Source organism: Candidatus Lariskella endosymbiont of Epinotia ramella (assembly GCF_964019805.1).
Lineage (GTDB): Bacteria > Pseudomonadota > Alphaproteobacteria > Rickettsiales > Midichloriaceae > Lariskella.
Genome location: NZ_OZ026472.1, coordinates 328,351 through 353,833, shown reverse-complemented (window position 1 = coordinate 353,833; position 25,483 = coordinate 328,351). Strand labels below are relative to the sequence as shown.

Annotated in this window: 18 protein-coding genes and 2 pseudogenes; 13 read left to right on the top strand and 7 right to left on the bottom strand. The window is 34.1% G+C overall.

The window, feature by feature from the left end:
• The first annotated feature begins 1,392 nt into the window (after positions 1-1,392).
• Positions 1,393-2,847, top strand: coding sequence for an Npt1/Npt2 family nucleotide transporter (locus AACL20_RS01500; RefSeq protein WP_339041964.1), 1,455 nt, complete (start codon positions 1,393-1,395; stop codon positions 2,845-2,847).
• 444 nt (positions 2,848-3,291) lie between these two features.
• Positions 3,292-4,125, top strand: coding sequence for a hypothetical protein (locus AACL20_RS01495; protein ID WP_339052370.1), 834 nt, complete (start codon positions 3,292-3,294; stop codon positions 4,123-4,125).
• A 52-nt stretch (positions 4,126-4,177) separates the two neighbouring features.
• On the opposite strand, the gene AACL20_RS01490 is transcribed toward AACL20_RS01495, so the two are convergent.
• Positions 4,178-4,303 carry a hypothetical protein gene (locus AACL20_RS01490; RefSeq protein ID WP_339052369.1) on the bottom strand — a complete coding sequence of 42 codons (126 nt, stop codon included), beginning with the start codon at positions 4,301-4,303 and terminating at the stop codon, positions 4,178-4,180.
• Here AACL20_RS01490 and AACL20_RS01485 point away from each other — a divergent pair.
• The 4 genes from AACL20_RS01485 to virB9 all read left to right on the top strand — a co-directional run bounded on the left by AACL20_RS01485 (position 4,302) and on the right by virB9 (position 7,306).
• A protein-coding gene (locus tag AACL20_RS01485) for an IS5 family transposase (protein WP_339051669.1) occupies positions 4,302-5,122 on the top strand; the annotation gives its coding sequence in 2 pieces (ribosomal slippage) (positions 4,302-4,689 and positions 4,689-5,122; 822 coding nt in all). The two genes, AACL20_RS01490 and AACL20_RS01485, sit on opposite strands and share 2 nt — an antisense overlap.
• 406 nt (positions 5,123-5,528) lie before the next feature.
• Positions 5,529-5,996, top strand: coding sequence for a protein-export chaperone SecB (gene secB, locus AACL20_RS01480; RefSeq protein ID WP_339052368.1), 468 nt, complete (start codon positions 5,529-5,531; stop codon positions 5,994-5,996).
• Positions 5,997-6,016: 20 nt separating this feature from the next.
• Positions 6,017-6,289 carry a flagellar biosynthetic protein FliQ gene (locus AACL20_RS01475; RefSeq protein WP_339041958.1) on the top strand — a complete coding sequence of 91 codons (273 nt, stop codon included), beginning with the start codon at positions 6,017-6,019 and terminating at the stop codon, positions 6,287-6,289.
• 198 nt (positions 6,290-6,487) lie between these two features.
• The gene (virB9, locus tag AACL20_RS01470) at positions 6,488-7,306 is read left to right on the top strand and encodes a P-type conjugative transfer protein VirB9 (RefSeq protein ID WP_410519927.1); all 819 of its coding nucleotides are present in this window, start codon (positions 6,488-6,490) and stop codon (positions 7,304-7,306) included.
• A gap of 90 nt (positions 7,307-7,396) precedes the next feature.
• On the opposite strand, the gene AACL20_RS01465 is transcribed toward virB9, so the two are convergent.
• From AACL20_RS01465 to queC, 6 genes are all read right to left on the bottom strand, one after another.
• Positions 7,397-8,221: a TatD family hydrolase gene (locus AACL20_RS01465; protein WP_339052366.1), complete on the bottom strand. Its 825-nt coding sequence runs from the start codon at positions 8,219-8,221 to the stop codon at positions 7,397-7,399.
• A 1,146-nt stretch (positions 8,222-9,367) separates the two neighbouring features.
• On the bottom strand, positions 9,368-10,828 hold the full coding sequence (gatB, locus tag AACL20_RS01460) for an Asp-tRNA(Asn)/Glu-tRNA(Gln) amidotransferase subunit GatB (RefSeq protein ID WP_339052365.1): 1,461 nt from the start codon (positions 10,826-10,828) through the stop codon (positions 9,368-9,370).
• Positions 10,829-11,582: 754 nt separating this feature from the next.
• The gene (glmS, locus tag AACL20_RS01455; RefSeq protein WP_339052364.1) at positions 11,583-13,361 is read right to left on the bottom strand and encodes a glutamine--fructose-6-phosphate transaminase (isomerizing); all 1,779 of its coding nucleotides are present in this window, start codon (positions 13,359-13,361) and stop codon (positions 11,583-11,585) included.
• 812 nt (positions 13,362-14,173) lie between these two features.
• The gene (locus AACL20_RS01450; RefSeq protein ID WP_339052363.1) at positions 14,174-14,833 is read right to left on the bottom strand and encodes a hypothetical protein; all 660 of its coding nucleotides are present in this window, start codon (positions 14,831-14,833) and stop codon (positions 14,174-14,176) included.
• Between the two features lie 483 nt (positions 14,834-15,316).
• A complete protein-coding gene (locus tag AACL20_RS01445) occupies positions 15,317-18,373 on the bottom strand; it encodes a hypothetical protein (protein ID WP_339052362.1) in 3,057 nt (1,018 codons plus the stop codon).
• 802 nt (positions 18,374-19,175) lie between these two features.
• Positions 19,176-19,853 (bottom strand): 7-cyano-7-deazaguanine synthase QueC, encoded by a 678-nt coding sequence (gene queC, locus AACL20_RS01440; protein ID WP_339041936.1) that lies wholly within the window; start codon positions 19,851-19,853, stop codon positions 19,176-19,178.
• A 691-nt stretch (positions 19,854-20,544) separates the two neighbouring features.
• Between queC and AACL20_RS01435 the strand changes: the two genes are divergently transcribed.
• The 7 genes and pseudogenes from AACL20_RS01435 to AACL20_RS01410 form a co-directional block, all read left to right on the top strand.
• Entirely contained in the window at positions 20,545-21,270 is a 726-nt protein-coding gene (locus AACL20_RS01435; RefSeq protein WP_339052361.1) for an RMD1 family protein, read from the top strand.
• Between the two features lie 17 nt (positions 21,271-21,287).
• On the top strand, positions 21,288-22,112 hold the full coding sequence (locus AACL20_RS01430; RefSeq protein WP_339052360.1) for a 2,3,4,5-tetrahydropyridine-2,6-dicarboxylate N-succinyltransferase: 825 nt from the start codon (positions 21,288-21,290) through the stop codon (positions 22,110-22,112).
• A 351-nt stretch (positions 22,113-22,463) separates the two neighbouring features.
• Positions 22,464-23,228 carry an MBL fold metallo-hydrolase gene (locus tag AACL20_RS01425; protein ID WP_339052359.1) on the top strand — a complete coding sequence of 255 codons (765 nt, stop codon included), beginning with the start codon at positions 22,464-22,466 and terminating at the stop codon, positions 23,226-23,228.
• A gap of 127 nt (positions 23,229-23,355) precedes the next feature.
• Positions 23,356-23,553: a hypothetical protein gene (locus tag AACL20_RS01420; RefSeq protein ID WP_339051839.1), complete on the top strand. Its 198-nt coding sequence runs from the start codon at positions 23,356-23,358 to the stop codon at positions 23,551-23,553.
• A 21-nt stretch (positions 23,554-23,574) separates the two neighbouring features.
• Positions 23,575-24,789 carry an IS256 family transposase gene (locus AACL20_RS01415; RefSeq protein ID WP_339051785.1) on the top strand — a complete coding sequence of 405 codons (1,215 nt, stop codon included), beginning with the start codon at positions 23,575-23,577 and terminating at the stop codon, positions 24,787-24,789.
• Positions 24,790-25,010: 221 nt separating this feature from the next.
• Positions 25,011-25,325, top strand: a pseudogene (locus tag AACL20_RS06870) (IS1 family transposase); the annotation flags it as partial.
• Positions 25,271-25,423: pseudogene (locus AACL20_RS01410) on the top strand (IS1 family transposase); the annotation flags it as partial. The pseudogenes AACL20_RS06870 and AACL20_RS01410, both read left to right, overlap by 55 nt.
• Positions 25,424-25,483: the final 60 nt, after the last annotated feature.

Below are 25,483 nucleotides of genomic sequence, written 5' to 3'. Positions count from 1 at the left end.
AACGAAGTAATACTTGAAAATCAGGTAAAATAGGTCTGCGCAAGTGGCTTTGCCAGCAAGTGCCCTAGGTACAGGACAAATCATATATCAGAAAATTAGCACATGGCCAGTCTAAAAGCTAATTTTTGACGGATAGACCACATAATCTTCATATCTACTTAGCAAACAATTTTTATATCTTTAATACTAAGCATATCTTGCTTAGTGTTAAGAATATTCAATAATCAGTTGTAATACGCTCAATCGCCTTCAGCTCGAAGAATTTATCAAAATAATCAACTTCAAACTCCAAACTAATTTCAAGTTGAAAATAGTGTAAAAAGCGCTATAATACTGCACCTATGCTTATGTAGGTATATGCTCCTGATAAAATGAAAAGTTGGTATTTATTATGTGCATATGAAGTGAGACTTCAAAAAGAGCTCAAAAGAATGTGGATGTATATGTGGCATTATTAATAAAGTGTTTTTGTGCAAGGATTTTAGAGTACAAGTCAATTTTTGCCTCAAATATTATACATATTTACAAAACAATTAACGAAGTAATATGGAAAATTAGGATAAAAAGACTGCATAATGACTTGGTTAATAACAAAGCTGTATACACATACATAAGTGGCATTTTGACTATGTCAATTCTTGAGGGATGACAAGTATTATATATATTCTTCAAATTAGGACTATGAAAGCTCATGTAATTTAAATGCATATTATACTTGTTAATCAAAATTAAGCTTTATATATGAATTAACTAGTGTTAATGTCGTTTTTATGTTTTCAAGTGAAGATAACACGCTAAAAGATAGTTGAATTCCAATCAATGGTTGCATGTACATAAGCTGTTGCATTGTTTTTAATCAAATTTTCTGTGTTACAGTAGTTTTTGCAACTTTAATAGTGCAAATATATCAGCAACTCATACTTAGAGTGGCAATTTTATCTTCTCGATATTCTATATTTTACTAAAGAACTACAAGCTAGCGGTTTTACTTCATTGTTTCTTTAGTATTTGTAATTTGAGATATGTTTGGTGTGTTTAATTTACTAATATTTATTACAAATTTTGTGCTAAGCCTCTTTTTTAAGTTAGATTCTTGTAGTCAATTTACACAAAATTTTAAGCAATAAAGTATAAGTACACAAGGAGGTGCGGTTTTGCGATTCAGGCATTAAACAGCGCAGCAGTTATCAGTATGTGTAACATTTGTGAAAAATAGCATAAATGATAATTCGTAGAGACTCTCTTATTTCAGCAAAAATATTTTAGTGTTTTTGCTAGTAAAGCTTCAGAAAAACACATGTTTGTACCACCTTTATTAAGCCTTGGTTGTACAACTTCGTTATCTGAGGCAATAACAGATGTGATTTTATCAATTCAAAATAAATAGATTGTATGAGTAGTTTATCTAAAGTTTTATCCTATTGCCCTATACAGAGACATGAGTGGCAGAAATTTATATTCACTTCTCTTCTTATGATGCTAACAATATATGTTTATAGCATTTTGAGAAATACGAAAGATGTTCTTATAATATCACTTGTAAGCGCAGAACTCGTAAGCACTATTAAGCTTTATGGCGTTCTGCCAAGTGCTGTGCTTGCCATGTTAATATACACAAAGCTGGTCGATATTGCACATAAGTTAACAATATATCACGCTATTAACATATTCTTTATCTCGTTTTTTGTTCTCTTCGCTTTGTACTTATACCCTAATGCATATCAACTACATCCAGACATGAGTAATTTAATGGAACGTCTTCCACACTTTAAATATTTCTTCATGATGATAAATTACTGGACGTATGCACTATTTTTTATACTTTCTGAGCTCTGGGGCAGTGTGATGCTTGCTCTGCTATTTTGGCAGTTTGCAAACCAAACAACTGAAATCAAAGAAGCGAAAAGATTTTATCCGCTCTTTGGACTATTCGCTCAAGCAGGTTTGATACTTGCAGGATATAGCGTAACATGGTTTTCTTCTATACAAATTTCACACGATTGGCAAAGCACACTTAATAAGATCACTGCTTCCATTGTTGTTTCTGGCATTTTGTTAAGTTTTTGCCTTTGGCATCTGAGCGAACACATTCTTCCAAAAGATCTAATAGATGCTCCAGCAACTACCAAGAAGAATAAAGTAAAAATGTCGCTTATGAGTAGTTTACAACTTATATTCTCTTCTAAGTATATAGGCTTGATTGCAATTTTGATATTGTCATACGGCATATCCATCAACTTAGTTGAAGGAGTTTGGAAGAAAATGTTGAGTATACACTTTGCAGGAGATGCTAATGCTTATGGAGCATTCAATGGAAAAGTACAAATCTATACTGGTATTGCAACATCCATTTCTATGCTTTGCAGCTCTTATTTATTAAGAATTCTGAGTTGGCGCACTGCTGCCGTCTTTACTCCGATTATCATTTTATTTACTGGAATAGGATTTTTCTTGTTTGTTATCTTTAAGTCTGGCCTTGAAGGCTATGCAGTTGCACTTGGAACAACCTCTGTAGTACTTGCTGTATATTTTGGTGCTATACAGAATGTCTTAAGTAAAGCTATCAAATACTCATTCTTCGATCCTACAAAAGAAATAGCATATATCCCTCTTAATGATGATTTGAAAGCTAAGGGTAAATCTGCAGCTGACGTTGTCGGTGGAAGGCTCGGGAAATCAGGCGGCGCTTTCGTACAATGGGCTCTACTCTCATTTTTCCCTGGTACCACTCTGCTCAGCATTGCCCCTACACTTTTCGCAACCTTCATGGTAATTCTTGTTATATGGTTCTTTGCAGTTATTGGACTTTCTAAACAGTTTGAAAAGCAAATACATGTTGAACAATAAGGCAAAAATCAAAGCTGATATAAAACTTAGCATACTAGTATGCTAAGTTTTATCTTCTCTTCACAAAAACATCAAATCATACACTGATTTCATTAGATTCTTAATGCTGCAACACTATAAACGGCCTGTCCGTAAAAATTTATTTGCTGCGCAAATCAATTTTTGTGAAGAAAGCTAAATGCATAAAAATCAGCTCAAAGACGTGGCCTTATACTAATTTTTTGGTATACAATTTGTCCTGTACCTAACAAATATTACTTAGGCACTGCATTTATAATGCGCTTAACAAAAGCTATAAGGTTTTTGGCAATTTTGCCACTTTTTCTGCTATATTTTTATGTGATATGGTTGTTGCTTGCAACCAAAATAAATCCTCTGCTTCTTAGAGTTATGACGATGCGTTAATTCATCATTTTATTTTATAACATAATTCTCTCTATGCAAATGCAATATTCCTTTTTAGAAAGACGTACAGTATTTGGAATATCAGGAGAAGATAGATATTCTTTCCTGCAAGGTATTATTACAAATGACATATACAAACTAACATCAAAGAAGAAACTTGTTCCAGCGAAGCAAGTGCAAGGAGCATACGAAGCGACAAAGCAATTGGCCACTGGAATAGAGTTTACGAAAAAATCTAAAGAAAAAGAATCTGATGCAATATATGGACTAATCCTAACTCCCCAAGGCAAGCTGTTATATGATGTTTTTATAATAGAAAAGTCCGATATGCTGCTAATAGATTGCCCAAGTGAGTATATAGGGGATATAATTAACTACTTAAAAAGATACAAATTACGCGCAAAAGTAGAAATGATAGATCTACAAAATCAAATGAAAGTGGTAGTCAGTTTTCAGAATATTGAAGTAGACTCCTGTTTCCGTGATCCGAGAAATCCTGAAATCGGATATAGAGCTATAGTTGATTTTAGTTATCCAGTTTGTAGCAATACATTTTTAGAAGAATACGAAGAAAAAAGGATCTCACTTCTAATACCAGATGTAATTAAGGACTTCTCACCTATGCAGTTTTTCCCTGCGGAGCTAGGAATGGATCTGCTTAATGCCATTGATTACCAAAAAGGTTGCTATATAGGGCAAGAAGTAACAGCTAGAGTAAAATATAGAGGAACCGTTCGGAAGAAACTTTGTCTAATAACATCAGAAGATAAAGATTTTGAAAATGTCGCGAGCAAGGAATATGACAAATTCAAGATTCTTGGTTCAAGCGACAAGAAAGCACTGGCTATGGTTTATATTAATGCTTTGTTGTAATAAATGTATAAAGGTGAAGCAGCTTTTTGTATTCTGATTTTTGATTCAGCTATTAGATATTCCATCCGTCAAAAAAACTCGATTCCACTTTCTCTAGCTTTATTGCTATCGCCATCATTAGACCTCTTGCATAACCATATAAATTGATTAAAATCCTTGATTTTATCAAGGATAACATGAAGTTTGAAAACATCAAAGATGAATACGCAGAAGAGTTTCGCAGGCTTACTGGCATTAAACGAGGAACGTTTGAAGTTATACTAAGTATATTAAAAGAAGCTGAAGCTATTTTAAAGTCTCAAGGTGGAAAACCCAATAAATTGGCTTTAGAAGATCGATTACTCATGACGCTTGAGTACTTGCGTGAATACAGGACATATTTTCATATTTCCCGCAGTTATGGAATAAGTGAAAGTGCCTGTTATCGTAATATACGTTGGATTGAAGATACTCTAATTAAAGATAAACGATTTTCACTACCTGGACGTAAAGCATTACTAAAAAGCGATTCTGAATACGAACTTGTGTTAATTGATGCTACTGAAACACCGATAGAACGACCTAAAAAAAACAGAAGCACTTTTATTCGGGAAAAAAGAGGCGACATACTCTAAAAACTCAGCTTATTGTGGATAAAAGGAAAAAAGAAATCATTTGCACTAATTTTTCTAATGGCAAGCGTCATGATTTCAGGTTATTTAAAGAATCCGGAGTTCACATCCACCCTGAGATTAAAGTTCTTACAGATACTGGTTATCAAGGCATTGATAAGTTGCATTATAATTCAGAGTTACCAAAGAAAAAGACAAAAAAGCGACCACTAAGCAGGAAAGATAAAAAGAAAAATCGTCAATTGTCTAGTGAACGTGTTTTAAATGAAAACGTCATAGGCATGATCAAACGATTTAAAATTATCGCTGATCGTTATAGGAACAGAAGAAAACGATTCGGTTTAAGGTTTAATTTACTTGCTGGTATCTATAACTTTGAGCTTTAAATAGGTTATGCAAGAGGTCTATTAAACTTTTAAAATTATTTTAGTAACAGTGCTATAGAAATAGGCGAAAAAGATTTGGGTTTAGATTTAATCTTATTTCTGGAATTTATAATTTGGAGTTGCTATCAGTGAGTTTCCAGAGAGGTCTAATTTATAATTGTGGACTCACATCAACGTTTAAATTGAGTCAGGAGCGGCTTTTCTAAAGTTCTCAAAATATGAAATTCAATGATCTTTTGCATGGCAGATATGTTACAGCCTCTACTAAAGCAGCAAAATTAATATATGCAACTCGTTTAGATGAGTGTAAATTTCATACAAATGTAGAAATAAAATTGTCAAGTGCAAATCTAGAGGTTATATTCGATTTAAAAATATGAACAAGGCAATATCGGATATTTAATTTATGGATAATAAAATAGCTATACATAGCGAACCTATAGTGCTCAATACTCAGTATATTAGAGATTTTTCTTTTGAGAATCCACAAGCTCCAGCAATCTTCTTGAAAAATGAGCAGCCAAAAGTTGAGATAGATCTAGATATAAATGCTAAGTCTATTGGTGACAATGTATTTGAAGTTATTCTCGGAATACAGGCAAAAGCTTCCATAGAAAACGATGTCATCTTTCTGGTAGAACTTCAGTACGCTGGTGTTTTTACTGTCAACACAATAAATGAAGCTGAAAAAGAAATGTTGCTACTGGTTAATTGTCCTGGCATTATATTCCCATACGCAAGACGTATCATCTCTGATATCACAAGAGATGGTGGCTATCCGCCATTAATGATCGCGCCGATAGATTTCTTAGAGTTATATGAAAAAAAACGTAAGCATAATGATTCTAGTGCTGGCAACGTTACTATCAATTAATCAATTTTAGAGGTTTTTATATGGAACCCTCAATAGTAATTGATATATCCAGAGAGGCTTTGGTTGTATTGTTTAAACTAGCCATTCCTCTATTGTTGGTAGCACTCGTTGTTGGTCTATTCATTTCTCTTCTGCAAGCACTGACGCAAATACAGGAACCATCTCTTGCTTTTGTGCCAAAGATATTTGTTATGTTATTAACATTATTTATTATGCTTCCGTATATTGGTGTCGTTATGGGTGACTTTTCAGAAATGATATACGCCACGATAATAGGGTTAACAAAAACATAACTGATTTATCTTGAAACATTTACAATATTGCTCTTATATTTTATTTGTAATATACACATTTATGTTTTGTTATTGCGTTTAGTAAATTTTTACAAGATTGGTGCCATAAGTTAATTGATTAAGTATAGGAATTCTTCGCGGATGGATTGTCAAAATGACTATTTTAAAAATTTGCAGCGTTTGTTGACGACAACAATCATAACTGTGTTGTTATTTTTTTTGACGCTTTTCTTATATACAGTGATTTCATGCACTGAATGTCACGCTGGTGCTATACCAAGAGCTCTTGGAAATGAACAAAGAATCAAAATAATAAACTACAAACCAAATACAGTATTTGTATTTGTCGGACACTATACTTATCAATCAATTATAGAATTTGCTCTTGATGAGCAGATTGATACTATCAGTATGGGGACTCCTACTCCATGGCAAATTGTTCCAGCTGTAAACAGAATTTTCCTCAAACCAATTGAGGATGACGCAACGACAAATATGACGGTCATTACTAATAAACGTATGTATTTCTTTGAAATGCACGCTGAGGAAGCATCTGGAATAAATGACCCAAATCTCTCGTTTGTAGTCAAATTTGTATATCCTGATGACATAAATTATAGTGCGATTAGACACGTACAAACCAGTAGTGGTCCTGATTTAAGCAAACCTGAGCTTTACAATTTCAACTACACTATAAGCGGAAAATCCAAAGAGATTGAACCACTGCAAATATTTGATGATGGAGAATTCACATATTTTAAATTTAGAGATATAAATGCAGAATTACCTGCTATTTTCTTGGTGAATAATGATAGAACAGAAGGACTCATAAACTATAGAATTAGCAATCAATATGTTGTGATTGAACGTGTCGCTTCTAGGTTCACTCTTAGACATGGTAGTGATATAATATGCGTCTTTAACGAAGACTATGATGCAGAAATGTCTGGAAGCAGTAAAACACTAGCACTCGATCATCAGAAGAGAGAATCAAATGTAACGCAAAATAAGCCATAGTTCTATCTCGAAAAACAAAACAATCTTTTTATTACCTGTATTTTTACTAGTACGCGCGCCAAAAGTACTATTCATTTACCTGCGGTATGCTTAAGTCCAAAGATCTGCTTTGTTAAATAGCGTGAAAAAATTTTTAGTCGTAGTTTGTACAACTTCATTATATGAGCAATCTCGTAGTTTTGCTAAATGCTCAGCTGTATACACAAGGTAAGATGGTTCATTTGATTGCCCACGTTTTGGTAACGGTGCAAGGAATGGAGAATCAGTTTCAATTAATATTCTATCCATGTGAGTATGTTTAAAAACATTATTTATGTTCTGAGCATTTTTAAATGTAATAATGCCTGATGCTGAGAGATAAAGACCCATCTCTAAACAACTTTCAGCTAACCATTCGCTTGCAGTAAAGCAATGTATCACTCCACAAAACGGACCATCTGCAATGAGCTCTTTCATTATTGTGACTGTATCAAGATCTGCTTCGCGTGTGTGTATTACAAGTGGGAGTCCTGTTTGCTGCGCAGCTCTTATATGGTTTATAAAAGATTGTCTCTGGATAGCTCTCGATTTTCCACCATTTCTATAATCGAGACCTGTCTCTCCAATACCAATGACTCTTTTATGTTCACTGAGCTTTATAAGAGCTGCAGCATCTACAACAAGTTCTTCCATAACATTCAAAGGGTGAACGCCAACTGAACAAAATATCTGTAATCCAGAGTTTTCAATGCTGGATGATGGATCAATATCAGATGAATGTTGCTTGGCAATTAGAAGTAATTTTTCTACATCTGCTATTCTAGTTCCTATAGTATGCAAGAATCTAACATCTGCTTGCTTGGCTCTTTGCAGTACACCTTCTATATCGCTTTGTAATTGCTGAAAATCTAAGTGGCAATGGCTATCAACTAACATATTTTATAAATCACAAATTTTTATATTTTTTAAAAATTCTAAAGTAACCATATAACGACTTTAGACATGTTAAAGTAAAAAGGATCAAATTATTTCTGATATATTTTTAGCAAGTATATCGCAGGTAAATGAAGAGTTGGTATTGATTATATACATATGAAGTTAGAGTGAAAAAAGAGTTAGAAAAAATGTGAAATGTGTATATTGCATTGTTAACCAAGTCATTAGACTTCTTCTTAAAACTTTTGTTCCAGGTAGCCAACTGCTCTGTCGCATCCTTGGCTTAAGATGCTCATGTACTTCGTCTGCACTTGTGTTTCCTCGCGCTTTCATATGCTCCTTGTACTTGCATCGCTAGAACAAGCGTTTTAAGAAGAAGTCTATTATATAAGTCTTTTTGTCCTAATTTTCCATACTACTTCGTTGATTTCTTTGAAAGTATCTCAAAGTATCAAGCACAGAAGTGAACTTATATTCTAAAAAATTATGCCATCAAAATCTGCGCTCGTGCACTTACTTAAGGCAGTGCCATGTTTAGGCTTTTAAAAAAAGAGCCATGAAGAATATGTCACATGTGTATACTCGCTATATTTTTCAAAATTGGCCACTCTTGTAAGACCGCTCGTTATGTATTGATTATACGCTGCCTTTGCGTTCTTTCTGTCTCTTTTTGAAATATAGCTTCGTATCAAAATCCTAAATGCCAACTCTTCATTTATCAGAAGTATATGAGTATTTTAAAGGCATCAATTTTGAAAAGTATGACGAATATACAAGTATTTAATATATCAGACTATATGTGGAAATAGCATTATGTCCTCTTGAAATAGTGTATGTATTGGATAATTGTAAATTTGTCTAAGCTGTTTAGTTTGAACACACTATTTTAAAATATGATTAAAATAAGTAGAGTAAAAGTAGCAGGTATAATAAAGTATGACATAATACTTCTATTATTTGCTACATTTTTGATAGTTTATAATCAATAAGAAGTGGAGAAAATATTATATGTTTGTTGAAATGCAAAAACAACTTATAGTGTAAGTGCATAGCACTATTAGTATCACTTAATTTTGCAATATCAGCACTGCTAAGCTGATCTATCATATTTTGGTTTAATAAAAAATATATTGTTCATATTGAAAGTTAATCAGCTAACTTTTGCTTTAACAAATCATTTACAATACTCGGATTTGCTTTACCTTTAGAGATCTGCATAACTTTACCTACAAGGAATCCAAATAGCTTTTCTTTTCCTGCTTTATACGCTGTAACCTCAGAAGGATTATCTGCGATTACTTGATCGATAAATAATGCTATTTCAGATGTATTAGTTACTTGCACCAAATTCTTTTCTTTCACTATATCAAGCGGATCGCCACCAACTTCAAACATGATATCAAAAACTTGTTTAGCAATTTTTCCTGAAATCACATCTTGTGATATTAAATTTATGAGTGCGGCAAGCCCTTGAGCAGAGACAGGAGAATCTTGAATATCTAATCCGCTCTTATTAAGCTTAGCAAATAATTCTGCAACTATCCAGTTAGCAGACGTCTTTGGGTCAGCTGACTTTGCAACGTTCTCAAAATATTCTGCAACAGCTTTATCTGCCACTAGTACTGCAGCATCATATTCTGAGATTCCCATCTCACTGATATACCTTGCTTTCTTTGCATCTGGCAACTCAGGTAGATTTTTCTTGATAGACTCAACATATTCTTCCGTGAGAATAAGAGGGAGAAGATCTGGATCCGGGAAATATCTATAGTCCACAGTATCTTCTTTTAACCTCATTGTTCTTGTCTTTGCTGATTCTGCGTCAAACAGCCTTGTTTCCTGTACAACAGTGCAGCCGTCTTCAATTAGTTCGACTTGTCTTGATGCTTCAAAGTTTATTGCTTTTACTAGATTTTTTATTGAATTAACGTTTTTTACTTCAACACGTGTCCCAAGATTTTTGTTACCAACTGTGCGTACTGAGATATTTGCGTCACATCTCATGGAACCTTTCTCCATATCACCATCACAAGTGCCAAGGTATCTCAAAATTGAACGCAGCTTTTTCATGAACTCAGCAGCTTCTTCACTGCTTCGCATATCAGGTTCTGTCACAATCTCCATAAGTCCTATACCAGCTCGATTTAAATCTATGAGTGTACAGCCAAGCGCAGCATCATGTATACTTTTTCCAGCATCTTGTTCTATATGTATTCTTGTAATTCCAACATTACGAACTGCAGAATCCTGCGTGACAATTTCGACATCACCTCTCCCAACTATTGGATAAAAAAACTGAGATATCTGATATCCTTGTGGTAAGTCAGGATAGAAATAATTCTTTCTATCAAAAGCTGAGCACAAATTGATCTTTGCATTTAAACCAAGACCTGTCTTCACAGCTTGTTCTACACATTTTTTATTAAGTGTTGGAAGCATTCCTGGCATTGCAGCATCAACATATGATACCTGCGTATTTGGTTCTGCACCAAAATCTGTTCCAGCATTAGAAAATAGCTTCGAAGATGAGACAATCTGAGCATGTACTTCAAGCCCAATAATTACTTCCCAATCTCCAGTTTTTCCTTTTATAATTTGTAACGCCATAGAAACCAGTTTTTAGTTTATATATAAATGAGCCTTTACTTTTAGCAAGACTATAAAAAGTTTATTAGCACCAATTAATAATGCAATCAAGCACACAAAGCTCTAGCTCTTTTAAAAATCATTATAAAATGAACAGCAGAGACAATTGAATAAAAAGCTAAATTGTCCCATTCTTGCAATTTACACATGTTTATCAAATAAGATAACAACACGAAATTTCAAAAGTGTATACCGCAGGTAAATGAAAAGTTGGTATTTATCATGTACATGCGGTATGGAATAAGTGCACGCTTGGGGATTTTAAAAGCATGATTTTTTAGAGTGCCAGTTAATTTCTCAGTCATATATTATATATATTTGCGAAGAAATTGACAAAGTAGTCTATATGTCAAAAATTGATTTTGCTGCGCAAATAAATTTTTGCGGAGAAGTTAAATGTACAAAAATTAGCTTTTAGATCGGCCATGCGCTAATTTTCTGATATATAATTTGCCCTGTACCGCAAATATTACTTAACAAAATCCATAAGGTTTTTGGCTTTTGCCACTTTTTCTGCTGGACTTTCGGCGTCTCATAATTGCTTGCAGTCCAATATCAATCCTGCACTTCTTAGAGTTATGATGCAATGACAAAGTAATACTTGAAAATCAGGTAAAAAAGTTTGCACAAGTGACTTTGCAGGCGGCATATACAAAATGCATAAGGAGCATTTTAAAGGCGCAAATTTTGAAAAGTATGTAATACTTAATACTACTTACTCCACTGTGACAGATTTGGCCAGGTTTCTAGGCCTGTCAACATTGCATCCTCTAGCTATAGCAACATGATATGCTATCAGTTGCAAAGGTAAAGAGTAAAGTATTGGTTTTAAAAAATTATCTATATCTTGTAATAATATATTATATTTACAAAACTTTGCTAAGTTTTCAAAACTGTACTGATCAGAAATTAGTAGGATATCACCACTACGTGCATTTACTTCTTGCACTGCTGATGCCATTTTAACGTATGTTTCATCGTGTGGCACAAGAGCGATGATTAATGTTTTACTATCTACCAGTGCAATTGATCCATGTTTTAACTCTCCTGCTGCGATTCCTATTGCAGGAGCATAAGAAAGCTCTCTCATTTTAAGTGCACCTTCAAGACAAATAGGATACATAGTGCCTCTGCCTATATATAAAAATTTATCATAGTTGCTGATCAAGTGTGCAATTTTTTCGATATTTATCTCTATCTCATTAATCAATGCAGTATTAAAAAGCTGTAGCTCTGCAAGCTTTGCTTGCGAACTTTTATTCTTTATTTCAAAAGAGAGCAGCAGAAGTATAAGTAATTGTGCTGTGAATGTCTTGGTTGCAGCAACTGCAATCTCAGGGCCAGCTTTCATTTCAATAACATGATTAGAAGATCTACCCAAAGTGCTAGAGGCAACACTAGTAATACAAGCTGTTTTTGCATTAAATTGCTTTACATAGTTTAGAGCAGTTACAGTATCTGCAGTTTCCCCAGATTGTGATATAAAAAGATATAAAGTGTCATCGTAAATCTTGGGTTTTCTTGTTGCAAATTCTGATGCTATATCAACTTCAACAGCTATATCGCAGTTTCCTTCAATAAAGTATTTTGCTGTATATCCTGCGTAATTAGAGCTGCCACATGCCAATATGCAAATCTTGTTAACATTCCTCCAGTATATGTTAGATCCCTGATATGAGCTTAATATATCTTTCAGTATGTCACTCTGCTCATAAATTTCCTTTTTCATAAATGTAGGGAAGTCACCTTTGTTTGATGTATTGTACCGTTCTATGTGATGCAATGTGTATTTTACGTTAGAACCACTCAAGTCATTTATTTTTAAATTGCCATTGAGTTTTATTTCTGCAATTTGCTGATCATCTAAATAGACAACACTATTTGCAAATTGAGAAATTGCGATTGCATCTGATGCAATGTAGAGCGTATCCTCTTTATTTCCTATTCCAACAAGAAGAGGCATTTTATGCTTAAAGCCAATTAAGGTATCTGGAAATTCTTTCGATATAACGGCAACTGCAAATGATCCTTCAAGTTTTAGTGCGGCCATTCTGCACGCCTCAAAGATATCTAAACCATTTTCAATATTCACTGTTATTAGGTGTGCTATTACTTCTGTATCAGTATCCGATTGAAACTGAATTCCGAGAGTTGTAAGCTCATCTTTCAATTTTTGATAATTTTCTATGATGCCATTATGTACAACAGCAACTTTATGTGTTGCTATTGGATGTGCGTTTTCTAGCTTTGGTGCTCCATGTGTGGCCCATCTTGTATGACCTATACCAATCTTGCCTGTAATAGCTGGAGTATGTGAATCTAGCGAAGATTTCAATTGATCAAGATTTCCTACTGCTTTGCATACATGTAATGTACTCACATCTACTGTTGCAATTCCTGCGGAATCATATCCTCTGTATTCCAAATTTTCAAGTACGGAAACCAAGTCGGAAACAATTGACTTAGAGCCTGTGATACCTATTATTCCACACATATATCTCTGATAAATGAAGAGTTTGTATTGATTATGTACATATCGTTAAATAAGTGGTGTTCTAATAAAATTTAGAACTTAGTGAAGCATTAGAAAATGCATCAGCTAAAGAGATCTGCTAATGCACAATATATGGTTAGCGCTTTTAAATCAACTACAACAACAGCATATTTTAATAGATTTCTCCTCAAAAAAATGCTTGTTTCAGCAGACAATTTGCTCAGTATGTTCCTTGCACTTGCCTAAACTGGAATCGAGTTTCCAGAAGAAGTCTAATATAAAATGACCAGAGTCTTAACTTTTTTCTCAAAGGCAGCGTGTTTATATAAAAAATATTTTAAATCGCAAGGTAGGTTAGCTATTGATATAAAGCATAAGGGTAATTAAGCATTTTGAGATATAAAACATAAGCTATTAAGATGGCAGTATTGCAAAGTTTTTCTAAGTGGCCATACTATCTCCAATATTTAATTTATTTACACTATTCTATTTTGAGTATTATTAATTTTCACTTCTTCTGCCGATATATAATGCAAATTCGCAAGTTTTTTTTGCGCTTATTATAATATTTTCTTAGGGATTTAAATGCTATTTTGACACTATAAACAGCATTTCATACCTCTTCTTGAGACTTTTGGTGCGCGTACTGTTTCAGTGAAGTAAGAAGAAGCATATGGAGCGCGCGAATAGCAGCAGTTGTAATGTAAGTAACATGAGCATCCTTATCACTCAAACACCCCACCAGACGCGACAAAGCAATTAGCCGCTGGCACAAGCGTTTGAAGAAGAAGTCTAATGAAATATTTAATGTTCTAAAAGTGTATAGAAGCACCTATTGAAAAGATGTATTCACTATTCTTACTTTTTAGTTCATATTCGATAGAACCATCTCTAGTCTTATGCTTATCGCTTTCTCCAAAATTATATACCTTAAATCCCACGCTTGCATTTATACTAAAAAACTCGTTTATGAACTTTGTCGTTTTAAGTTCTATACCGTAGTACATACCAGGACTGAGCAGATATTCTTGCGCTAGACTCTGATAAATAATGCGGCAATCTGTGTTACGTCCTATAAATGCCTCTTGTGACAATACCCATCCTTCACCTACTAAACCGTTATGTATGATGCCAATTCCATAAGTTGCATGAGTAATTGAACGCACCTCTTCATTTAAAGTATCTCCTGATTTTTCCACACCTCTTGCACTAAATTTACGATGTGCTGCTTTGAAGTAAGGAATAACTTGACTCCTTTCTGCAACATCAAATGCATATCCTAAATTTACCTCTATATTGTTAAGTGTACCTTGATATTTAATATCTTCCTTTTCATTTTCTGTTTTATATGTAGAAAAATCACCAGAGCAGTATAAATTGTCAAGTGCAAGTATACTTAAATTTGCCCCTAATCCTTTCTGCATACCAGAATACTGCAATTGTTTAACATCACCATATCTAAAACTCTTCATTGAATATCTTGCACTAATCTGATTGTTTAGAATCTCTAGCAGATCAAAATCACGTAAATTATTACCTTGAGATATGGATGAAAATAGAAAATACAGCAATATCAAAGCGCAAAATATACGCAATTTTCTTATAATACAGAGTATACGCAACATTATATTAATCATAAAGATGATAGCTTGCTACAAACATATAAAAATATACGCTCATAAAGCATGACCACGCCAAAATACCACAAAATTTTTGCAGATTCTAGCGATAGAATATAATATATTGTAAAAAAGGTGAGCGTATAAGCAAGAAGAGCAATCAAATGGAAACTAAATATCAACATATTTAGTTGATTAAATATGGCACTGCCTTAAGTGCATGCGCGAGATTTTTTTACTCGTCTTTTCCGTCAAAAATCGATATCTGCTATGCTAATTTTCGTATATGGCAACTGCGGCTCACCTTTGGTGGGCAGCGCCATATAATATTCTTAATCATCTATGCACATCTGAGCCTAAAGATACTTTTGTCACTTTAAGTTCCCATGAAGCACTTTTTTGCTTCTTTGACGACTCATTATTTATACTACTAGAAACAGAATGTTTTTGAGCAGTATTTTTATCTGCAAATGAATCCTTCTTCTCAGGACCTCCTTGCACTTTGAGACTAGCAGCAGAATTATTACGCTTTTGATTTGTACTTTCCACAAAAGGATTTTTTTCTTCTGGATACTCTTGTGTTTTGAGGCTACTTACAGAATTGCTACGCTCTTGATTTGCACCATCTACAAAAGGATTCTTTTCTTCCGGATAATCTTGCAAGTTATGCATAGAACTGCTGCGCTTTAAGCTAACATTCTCTGCAAAAGGATTCTTTTCTTCTGGATATCCTTGTAGATTAGGCATTGAATCACTACGCTTTAGCGCTTTCACTTCATCAGAGCGTCCCTGTTCTAGACCTGCTTGCTGCGACTCACGCTCTCGCGTCACGATTTTTACTTCCTCAGATTGAGGTGTAATCATACATACAAAATGTTTAGTATCTTTCTTATAATATGATCTCCGCTCACCCTTCATCCAGTCATTTATCGAGCTGTATATCTCAACAGAAGTATCAATTATAAACTTGACTGGAATTATCACAATGGCAAGCGCTATTTTGAGCAATACGCCAAGGATAGAATGGCTTCCTCTAACCCATTTTACAAAACTTTTTGCTTTATTAAACAGCTTAATGCCAATTCTTATTACTTTATTTTGATTTTTTATTGTTCTGCTTGTGTTATCTTTATCTACGACAGCCGCATAAATTGGATCTGCTTTCTTAAGAATTCCTTTCACATCCTTTTTATCTATTCCTTGCACACCTTTCATTCCCATAGAAGCAACTGCATGCTTCGTATGCCCACCAGCCAAGTGTGATTTACAATTTTTCTTAATCATTTCAGCTTCAGATGCATTCATTTGGCTTAAGCCAAGTGCAACAGAGACTGATTTTTGAGCAGACCTCAAAGAAAGCAAAGCAGTGCGTCCTACCATTGCACTAGTTGTGATATTAATTACATCATTTGTAGCTTCTACTGCTTTAGTGCCAAGCTTAGCGTGCACTCTATTTACTGCCTCCATAACCATAGGACGCAGTGCTATTAATTCCTGAGCCCTTGTGGATTTATCTATGCCACCAGAAGACATTCTTTTTATAAGTCTTATTGCTTCAAGCATCTGAGCCAGCTCTATTTTACTAACAACTTCGTTATCCAAACCAGTCAAATTATTACACAAAGCAATAGCATCTCTTAGATGATTCGCATTTGTGTTAGACGCTATACATCCTGCAATTTTTTTTATATCATGCAGATTTCTCTCTCTTTCATGTACACGCTGTATTTGTGACTCTACTTCCAGACGTTCAGGAGAACCCACTGGCATTTTATGCGCCTTATTAGTTAAGCTTTTAACTTCTTTCTTTAATGTTTCTGATTTCTTTATACAATCCTTTCCTATAAAGTGTCCTACTTTTTTAATCGCGTTTTCTAGATCACTAAAGTCGCCAGATTTCATAGATGCAGCATCCACAGAGACGCTCGAATCAATTTTGCTATAACTATTTACTGCATTATAAACAAGACGATTCTTGCTAAAAAGATTCACTAAACCAAGCTTCAACCTAGGCTCACCAAGTATAGTGATATTAAGCTTTTGTCCATCAGCAAAGAACCCTTTTAGTTGTTCCATCCTGCTATTAATAGGTTGTTGCCCACTAAAAAAGCTTTTAAATCTCTCTCTAGTATCTTTAGTAAATACTTTACTAGCTGTAACTTTTAATGTTTCATTAAGTCCATCTATAGAATAAGAATGCCCAATCTCAGAGGATTTGACCTCAGGCGGCTTATTTGGCGCTCTAAATTCTTGGTGAGCGACTATTACATCAAGTCTTGGATTTTTTATACAATCTATCCCATCACTGCAAGATGGAACTACTCTATCTTGGTTCATTACATGCTCAGCAGCAGCGTTACTTATTATTTTACGCTGCTTAGCACTCATTTTATTGTAATGACTAATGATTTCAAGCGCATTCTTATACTCCACATCATCTTTATGATTCCCAGTATTAGGATCTTTAAGACTAATCTTTTTCCCATGTGATTCGTGTATTTTTCTATAAGCTTCAACTTGGGCTCTAGTAAACCCTAGCATCATTATACTGGATTCTGAAATGATGACTGGAATACCATCTCTGTCGTTTTGCTTTGTGAGAGTCGTAGTATGGTATTGCTGATCTTGGATAGATACATTATTTCTTGTCCAATCCATTTTTGAGTTCTTATTTTTCACACCACTTTCAACCTTTATCGCATGTCTTAAGGATGCTATGTAGTCTTGCTCTTCAAAAGAGTATCCACCATTTATTTTTTGGGAAACGCTATCTTGAATTGCTTCTACTAAAACTTTATTACATTTAAATATCTCAGTTTCACGTACACCTTGTTTACCCTTTTGACTCTCTGATTTTGAATCATCCTCTTGTTCTTCAACTCTGCTATCTCTCTTTTTGCTTCTAGATAATTTTGAAATATTATGTGATATATCAGACTCTATGAAATGTGACTTCTCCACTGCTTGCGCGCCACGCGCAGTAGTCTTCATTACCTCTTCTGCACTGCGAAGCAATGAAACACAGCGAACAAGTTTCATTACATGTTCTTGTGCTGCAGCATCTTGCGATACATGTTCCTGCATTGTAGCATCACGTATAAGGTCAACACTTCCATCATGATGCTGAGAATCTTTCAGCTTAACCCATTTAATTCCACATGCAGCATCCTTTGCTTCTTCTAATATATCTATCGCATCTGAATATCTCTTATTATCTATCGCAGAGGCAGCTTTCTCTAATAAGCTATCAAACAATTTATTAAACTCTGCTTGAATATCACTGCTTACTTCATTAGATAATGCATGTGGCAAAATCTTCTTAGCATATTCCTCCACATTGCGCATTGTTGTCTCTTTATTAGATCCTAATCTATCTGCATTTACTTCAGGCATAAACAAAATCTCCTACACATTGCTTAATCATTCTTCAACAGTGATACTAGTAATCGTATAATATATTAAGGGCTGTGTACAGATGTTATTACAACATAAAGTTGTATAAAAATTATTCATTAAGGCGCAAAGAAAAAGCTAAGCAACATCTATCGAGCTTATACTCCATATAAAAAAAACTAGGCAATTTTGCTGCAATGCATAGATATTACTGTAAAAATAACAAATGTTTTGCAATATATGCATATGAAATATACCATACATTTATTATCTAAATACTATAAGTTTTATAGCAAATTTATCTCAACTAAAAATTGCGCAGATTGATTCTCTATTCGCTTTATGCAATAACGCATAATCTTTTCTTCCCATAATCTGTTTATGCGATTTCAATACCAATTTACTAAAAATATTATTCATGTTCTTCTTTTAGTCTTGCAAATATTTATAGATAATGAAAAAGAATGTATATTGCAGGTAAATGAAAAGTTGGCATTCAATTAGGTACTGCCTTTATGAGCGCACGCGCGGATTTTAAGAGCATAATTTTTTAGAGTGCAAATTGAATTTCCGAGTCAAAATAATTATATATGTATTTATTATTTGCAAAGAAATATATGGAAAATCATGCCAAAGGAGTCTGTGAAAGTGGCTTTGCTGGCAGTGCCTAATACGAATGTATACTTCAAAAAGAGCTAGAAAGAATGGTATGCAAAGTATGTTAACGAAATATATAAAGAGCATTCTCACAATACGCTAATTTTGAAAAGTATGACGAAGTGATCACCTTAGCAATATCAAATTAGGTAACATTTTGATATAATGCAGGATCTTTTGCACCAGCTTCTGCAAAAGCCTTCAATCTAAAAAAACATGAAGAACACTTACCACAAGCTTTCCCTGCAACGGAAGGGTTATAACAGCTTAAAGTTTTTCCATAATCCACTCCTAGATCTAACCCAAGCTTCACAATTTCTGTTTTTGTAAAATTTATAAAAGGCGCTACTGCAGATACACGAAGATCTTGTTTAATCGCAGTTTTGGTAAAGTCATTAAATTTTGCCACGAATTCTGGCTTGCAATCTGGATAATCGACATACCCAGCAGAATATATTCCTATAAATATATCCTGTGCTCTTACAACTTCTGCATATGACAAAGCATAAGATAAAAATATAGTATTTCGTGCTGGTACATATGTAATTGGAACACTATCTGTTAAGTCTTCGTAATTTGGTACTTTGATATTATCAGTTAACGCAGAGCCCCCAAAAATCCTTAAATCTATTTCTGCTGTTTTATGTTCTTTGACTTTTATTGTCTTTAGAAATTCACTTAAAAAGCTTAGCTCTATATTATGCCTTTGTCCATAATTAAAGCTCAAAACATATATTTCATATCCCAGATTTTCTGCGTACTTTAACAGCGTTGAGGAATCTACACCTCCACTTGCAAGAATTACAGCTTTTTTATTATTCATCTTTTAAAGTAAATATATTTGTAATAAGTGTTAATTGGTTGTTATAATCAAATTTGTTCTCGTTGCTTCAAAAGGAGCACTATCTTGTTATTTCATGCTATAAACAACATAACAATTTCATATAATCACTTAAAGAAGAATTATGTAACAGCTCTGTAATAACGCGCGTAGTAATAAGTCAACAAATGCTATAGAGACAAAGTATAATGTTTATCCTGCTACTTCAAAATTGTAAAGGTAATGATAATATATAATTTGATATCAATATACTTTAGTTATATATAGCTGAAAAAAATAATAATTAAAAAAATATTAAACTCTAGTTCTACCATGTTGCCTTAAATAGCAGAGTTAACACCCAACTTGCGATAAAAATTCCTCAGCATTTTCAGCATAATACTGCATTTCTTCAGCCCCTTTCCTTTTAAAATTATCTTATAATATATTTAATGCATAGATATATTATAAGAAATTTATAAGTATCATAATATGTTTTACGTGTATGCTAAATGCAAAAAATATGCAATATTGCAAGTTATAAAAATCTGATGTAGATTTATCAAAAATGTATTCATAATAAATAACCCATATGGAGTGCACTTCGTATTGCGCCGGAAGGCTATATGATCTTCCTTTAATCTCTGAGTTTCTAACAAAAATCAGCTGTGTTCATAAAATATACGGAGATGACGTGCTGCACATTGAGCTCGATCATCTCGGTTTTATAGCTGGCGATAAGCAAGGTGGAGATGTCTTTGTCTTTAGCTATGGCTGCGTTATATTGTGGGGTCTAGAACAAAGCGCTGAAGAGAAATTTCTTGAAAAGATTTCACAATTTCTTCGTGATCCTCTTTCAGAATATATAACAGATAGGTGTTATTATGTTGTAGGCTCACAGAACGAGACATATGTTGATGAAGAAAACGACACCATTATGCTGGAAAGTGCAGACGCACAAATTAAGCTCTCCTTCTCTTATGGCTTTTCTCAATCAGTGAAGCTAAGTGCTTTCGAAAATTCAGTTGAGAGAACAATCCATGAAAATAATAAAATTCCTGAGGAATTAGTAAGAACTGGAAAAATATCTCTATCGCGAAGAGAGCTTGCCAGAAAAATAGGCATACTCTTTGTCGAGCGTAACTTTATTAATCTAAATAGCGACATACTTGATACTCCAGATTTCTTCTGGCGAAGACCAAAATATGAGCCGTACTACATCATGTCTATGGATTTTCTTGACATTAAGCAACGCATAGAAATCTTGAATACACGCCTTGATATAATACATGAGCTTTATGAGATATTATCCACTAAACTACATCATATACACTCAACAAGGGTGGAACTAACAATTGTTGCATTAATTTTTATAGAAGTGGTTTTTCTCATATTGAAAGACCTTTTGCATATAATTTAATATTCACATACTGTTTAATGATTGAAAATAATACTGCAATGCAGTTAAAAATAGAAAAAGCTTGGGATGATAGAAAATTACTTAAAGCTGCTGCATCACAAATGCAAGAGTCTGTGATTGCGATAGAAGAGGCAATATCAGGACTTGATTCTGGCTCTCTAAAAGTTTGCGAACTAATAAATGGAGTTTGGGAGATAAATCAGTGGCTCAAGAAAGCTATACTGCTATTTTTTTTAATACGAGAGAATGAGTTGATGCAGCAAAGCTTATTTAGCAGTGCATTTGATAAGATACCACTAAAATTTCAAAACTGGGGCTCAAACGCATTTATTTCTTCTGGCATCAGAGCTGTACCAGGTTCAATTGTCAGATATGGTGCATACATAGAACAGAATACAGTGCTCATGCCGTCTTTTATTAATATAGGAGCTAGGATTGGTAGCAGCACAATGATAGATAGTTTTGCGACAGTTGGAAGCTGCGTGCATGTCGGAAGTAGCTGCCATATCTCATCTAGTGTAGTTCTGGGTGGCGTGCTTGAACCTTTAAATACAAGACCTGTAATAATAGAAGATAATGTTTTCATAGGCACAGGCAGCATTATTGCAGAAGGTGTTTTAGTTGAACAAGATGCGGTAGTTGGCTCCGGCGTCTCTATAACTTCTTCAACAAAAATATATAACAGAGAAACAAAAGAAATTTTTTACGGTGTAATCCCACGTGGATCAGTAGTTGTGTCTGGTATAGCGCCAGATTCTGCTACTATGTGCGCCGTTATAGTTAAATCAGTTGATGCTGTAACAAGGAGCAAGGTAGGAATAAATGAGCTGCTTCGCGCTTAAAAAGTATAACTCTTTACGATTATTCTCCAAAGAATAGAGTCTAGACATTTTAAAAATCTTTGCTGTTTAGTATGATACTGCTAGAAAAATGCTTTGTGCTAAGGTTTTGATGTCATAGCTTTTTAGAGTGCAAGTTAATTTCTACTCCTAATACTCTTTACATATTTACAAAAAATTAACGAAACAATATGGAAAATTAGGAAAAAAGTCCTGTACAATGACTTTGCTGGCAGCGCCATATACCTCTGATAATATGAGAGTAGTCGAAATAAGTGACTGCCACATAAGAAACTGAAGCTCCTAGATTCAAATCTTGCTTATAGCAACTTAATTTCAAATATTAATATCGATATGTTACAAGTAACTGTGTTAGGATGTGGTTCTTCTACTGGTGTACCTCAGGTTTCCTGCAATTGTTCAGTATGCAGTTCTGCTGATGAGAAAAATAAAAGACTTCGTTCTTCAATTCTTCTAAATGTTAATGGAAAGATTATTATCATAGATACATCCCCAGATTTTCGACAACAAGCATTAAGGTATGGCATACCTAAACCAGATGCAGTACTATACACTCACGACCATGCGGATCACATAGGAGGAGCGGATGATATCAAAACTATGGTCAATGATGATGAGACTATACCAGTTTTTGCAACCGAATTAGTCGCTCACACTTTAAAATTGAAATTTCGTTACTTATTTGAACATGTTACTCGATTTTACAATAAGAAAATGTCTATTAATATATTCAATCATGAATCATTCTCAGCAGCAGGAGTAAGTGTTACTCCAATTTTGCAAACTCACGGCGAATCTGTCTCACATGGCTTTAGAATAGGGAATTTTATGTATTCTACAGACGTAAACGAACTTAGTGACGATGCTTTCTCATCTATTGAGGGAGTTCACACTTGGATAATAGGCTGCATAAGGTATTGTAAGTCGCCCACTCACTGCAATGTTGAGAAAGCTCTGCGCTGGATTGATAGAGTGCAGCCAAGACATGCTATAATAACTCACATGGGACATGAAGTTGAGTACAATGAACTTGCATCTTTATTGCCAAAAAATGTAGAACCTGCATATGACGGCATGATATTAAATTTGGCAAACTAAGCCATTAGCGAAAGCATACAGCGATCAGTTAAAAGACACATACTTGCCAATTTGAGTCTTTATCAAAGATTGTGTAAATTATAGTAGAGCCTATATTTGGAATTAATAAAGAATATAGGTAATTAGAATGAAGACAGAAAAGAATAAGAAAATAAATGAAGCGATAGACTTACTGATAGAAGGAGGAGCGGATTTAAAGACAGTACTGAAGCAGGATGGATTGATTAAGGAATTAACGAAGAGTATTTTGGAGAGAGCCTTGCAGGCAGAGAGAGTCTTTATCAAAGATTGTGTAAATTATAGTAGAGCCTATATTTGGAATTAATAAAGAATATAGGTAATTAGAATGAAGACAGAAAAGAATAAGAAAATAAATGAAGCGATAGATTTACTGATAGAAGGAGGAGCGGATTTAAAGACAGTACTGAAGCAGGATGGATTGATTAAGGAATTAACGAAGAGTATTTTGGAGAGAGCCTTGCAGGCAGAAATGTCTGAACACTTAGGTTATAACAAATATGATAGGTCTGAAACTGAGAATTGCAGGAATGGTCATTATAATAAGAATTTGATTACTGAGAATGGCAGTATCGAGTTAAATATTCCGCGAGATAGAGAAGGTAAATTTGCACCTGTAATTGTCTCCAAGAATCAAACAAGAATAGATGGTTTAGATCAAAAGATAATATCTCTGTATGCCAAGGGGATGAGTTTGTCTGATATCAAGATCCAATTACAAGAATTATATGGAGCAGAAGTTAGTGAGAGTTTAATTAGTAGGGTTACAGATGATGTAATTGATGAGGTTAGAATTTGGCAGAGTAGACCTCTTGAACCATTATATCCTATAGTATATTTTGATTGTTTAATAGTTAAGGTAAGGCAAGATAAACAGATAATTAATAAATCAGTATATGTTGCGCTGGGTATAGATTTACAGGGCCGGAAAGATATTTTAGGATTATGGATAAGTGAGAATGAAGGATCTAAATTCTGGCTTAGTAATTTTACTGAATTGAAGAATCGAGGATTAAAAGATATATTAATTGCCTGTAGTGATAACCTGACTGGTATGTCTGAAGCTATATGCGCAAGTTATCCCAAAACTGAGCATCAGCTTTGTATAGTACATCAAATTAGAAATAGCCTGAAGTATGTATCATATAAAGACAGAAAATTATTGGCATCAGATTTAAAGCTTATTTATAGCTCTGCTACTGAAGATGAAGCGCATCTTGCCCTAGAATCTTTTGATAAGAAATGGAGTAAACGATATCCACATATAGCAAAATCCTGGTATAATAATTGGGAGAATCTTGTAATATTTCTGCAATATCCAGAGAGTATCCGTAAGATAATTTACACTACAAATGCTATAGAATCGCTGAATAGTCAGTTGAGAAAAGTTACAAGAAATAAGCGTGTTTTCCCAAATGATGATTCGGTATTCAAGGTTTTATACCTAACGATTGATTATATTACCAAAAAATGGACCATGCCTATCTCTAACTGGAATGAAGCTATGGCTCATTTTATAATCAAATTTGATGGGAGATTTTAATGGCTCTAAAAAATTTACACAATCAATGAGAAAGACCCGCCAATTTATCTTTCTTGTACGCCTTGCATTCTAAAACGAAGTGCAACAATGCCACGCTGTGTAACAACACTACAACTAAACAAGCTAAAGGTTTTCCTTATTTGTGAGGTTGATGAAATGTGTGCATTTGTAAGAGATAAGAGGTAAGAAGCTACAGCGATGGCTGTGGGTATGCCTGGGAACCGAGACTTAAGCGTATCATATCTCATGCTTTCGGTGAGAGAACTACAGAAACTCTAAATATTGTACTTAAAAGAATGGAAAACTTTAAGGTTGTATTCTGGTCTACAGACAAATTCGGTGCTTATAATCGACCTCTTTCGAAACTCTACTTCCCTTGTGAGAACTGGTGCGTTGATTTCGCGGCTCGGATCCTAATGTATATCAAATACACTCCGTTCCTTCTTGCGCCTAAATCTCCTGTCATTTCTCTGCCACACATGAAAAACACATTGTTGGCAAAATATACACTCAGCGTATTGAAAGAGAGAATCTAACACTACGAAATAGACCAAAAAGGTTGAATCGTAAAACACTAGGTTATTCAAAATCTGCTGAAATGTATGATAAAGTCATCGGAACATTTATTGAATGACAATACTATGTTTAAACACTAATCAACATATTGAATATATGACCTGAAAACTTATAAGCA

Bases quoted from the DNA above. Each gene is read 5' to 3' on its own strand.
- AACL20_RS01500 (WP_339041964.1), top strand. From the start codon at position 1,393: ATGAGTAGTTTATCTAAAGTTTTATCCTATTGCCCTATACAGAGACAT.
- AACL20_RS01495 (WP_339052370.1), top strand. From the start codon at position 3,292: ATGCAATATTCCTTTTTAGAAAGACGTACAGTATTTGGAATATCAGGA.
- AACL20_RS01490 (WP_339052369.1), bottom strand. From the start codon at position 4,303: ATGTTATCCTTGATAAAATCAAGGATTTTAATCAATTTATATGGTTAT.
- secB (WP_339052368.1), top strand. From the start codon at position 5,529: ATGGATAATAAAATAGCTATACATAGCGAACCTATAGTGCTCAATACT.
- AACL20_RS01475 (WP_339041958.1), top strand. From the start codon at position 6,017: ATGGAACCCTCAATAGTAATTGATATATCCAGAGAGGCTTTGGTTGTA.
- AACL20_RS01465 (WP_339052366.1), bottom strand. From the start codon at position 8,221: ATGTTAGTTGATAGCCATTGCCACTTAGATTTTCAGCAATTACAAAGC.
- gatB (WP_339052365.1), bottom strand. From the start codon at position 10,828: ATGGCGTTACAAATTATAAAAGGAAAAACTGGAGATTGGGAAGTAATT.
- glmS (WP_339052364.1), bottom strand. From the start codon at position 13,361: ATGTGTGGAATAATAGGTATCACAGGCTCTAAGTCAATTGTTTCCGAC.
- AACL20_RS01450 (WP_339052363.1), bottom strand. From the start codon at position 14,833: ATGAAGAGTTTTAGATATGGTGATGTTAAACAATTGCAGTATTCTGGT.
- AACL20_RS01445 (WP_339052362.1), bottom strand. From the start codon at position 18,373: ATGCCTGAAGTAAATGCAGATAGATTAGGATCTAATAAAGAGACAACA.
- queC (WP_339041936.1), bottom strand. From the start codon at position 19,853: ATGAATAATAAAAAAGCTGTAATTCTTGCAAGTGGAGGTGTAGATTCC.
- AACL20_RS01430 (WP_339052360.1), top strand. From the start codon at position 21,288: ATGATTGAAAATAATACTGCAATGCAGTTAAAAATAGAAAAAGCTTGG.
- AACL20_RS01425 (WP_339052359.1), top strand. From the start codon at position 22,464: ATGTTACAAGTAACTGTGTTAGGATGTGGTTCTTCTACTGGTGTACCT.
- AACL20_RS01420 (WP_339051839.1), top strand. From the start codon at position 23,356: ATGAAGACAGAAAAGAATAAGAAAATAAATGAAGCGATAGACTTACTG.
- AACL20_RS01415 (WP_339051785.1), top strand. From the start codon at position 23,575: ATGAAGACAGAAAAGAATAAGAAAATAAATGAAGCGATAGATTTACTG.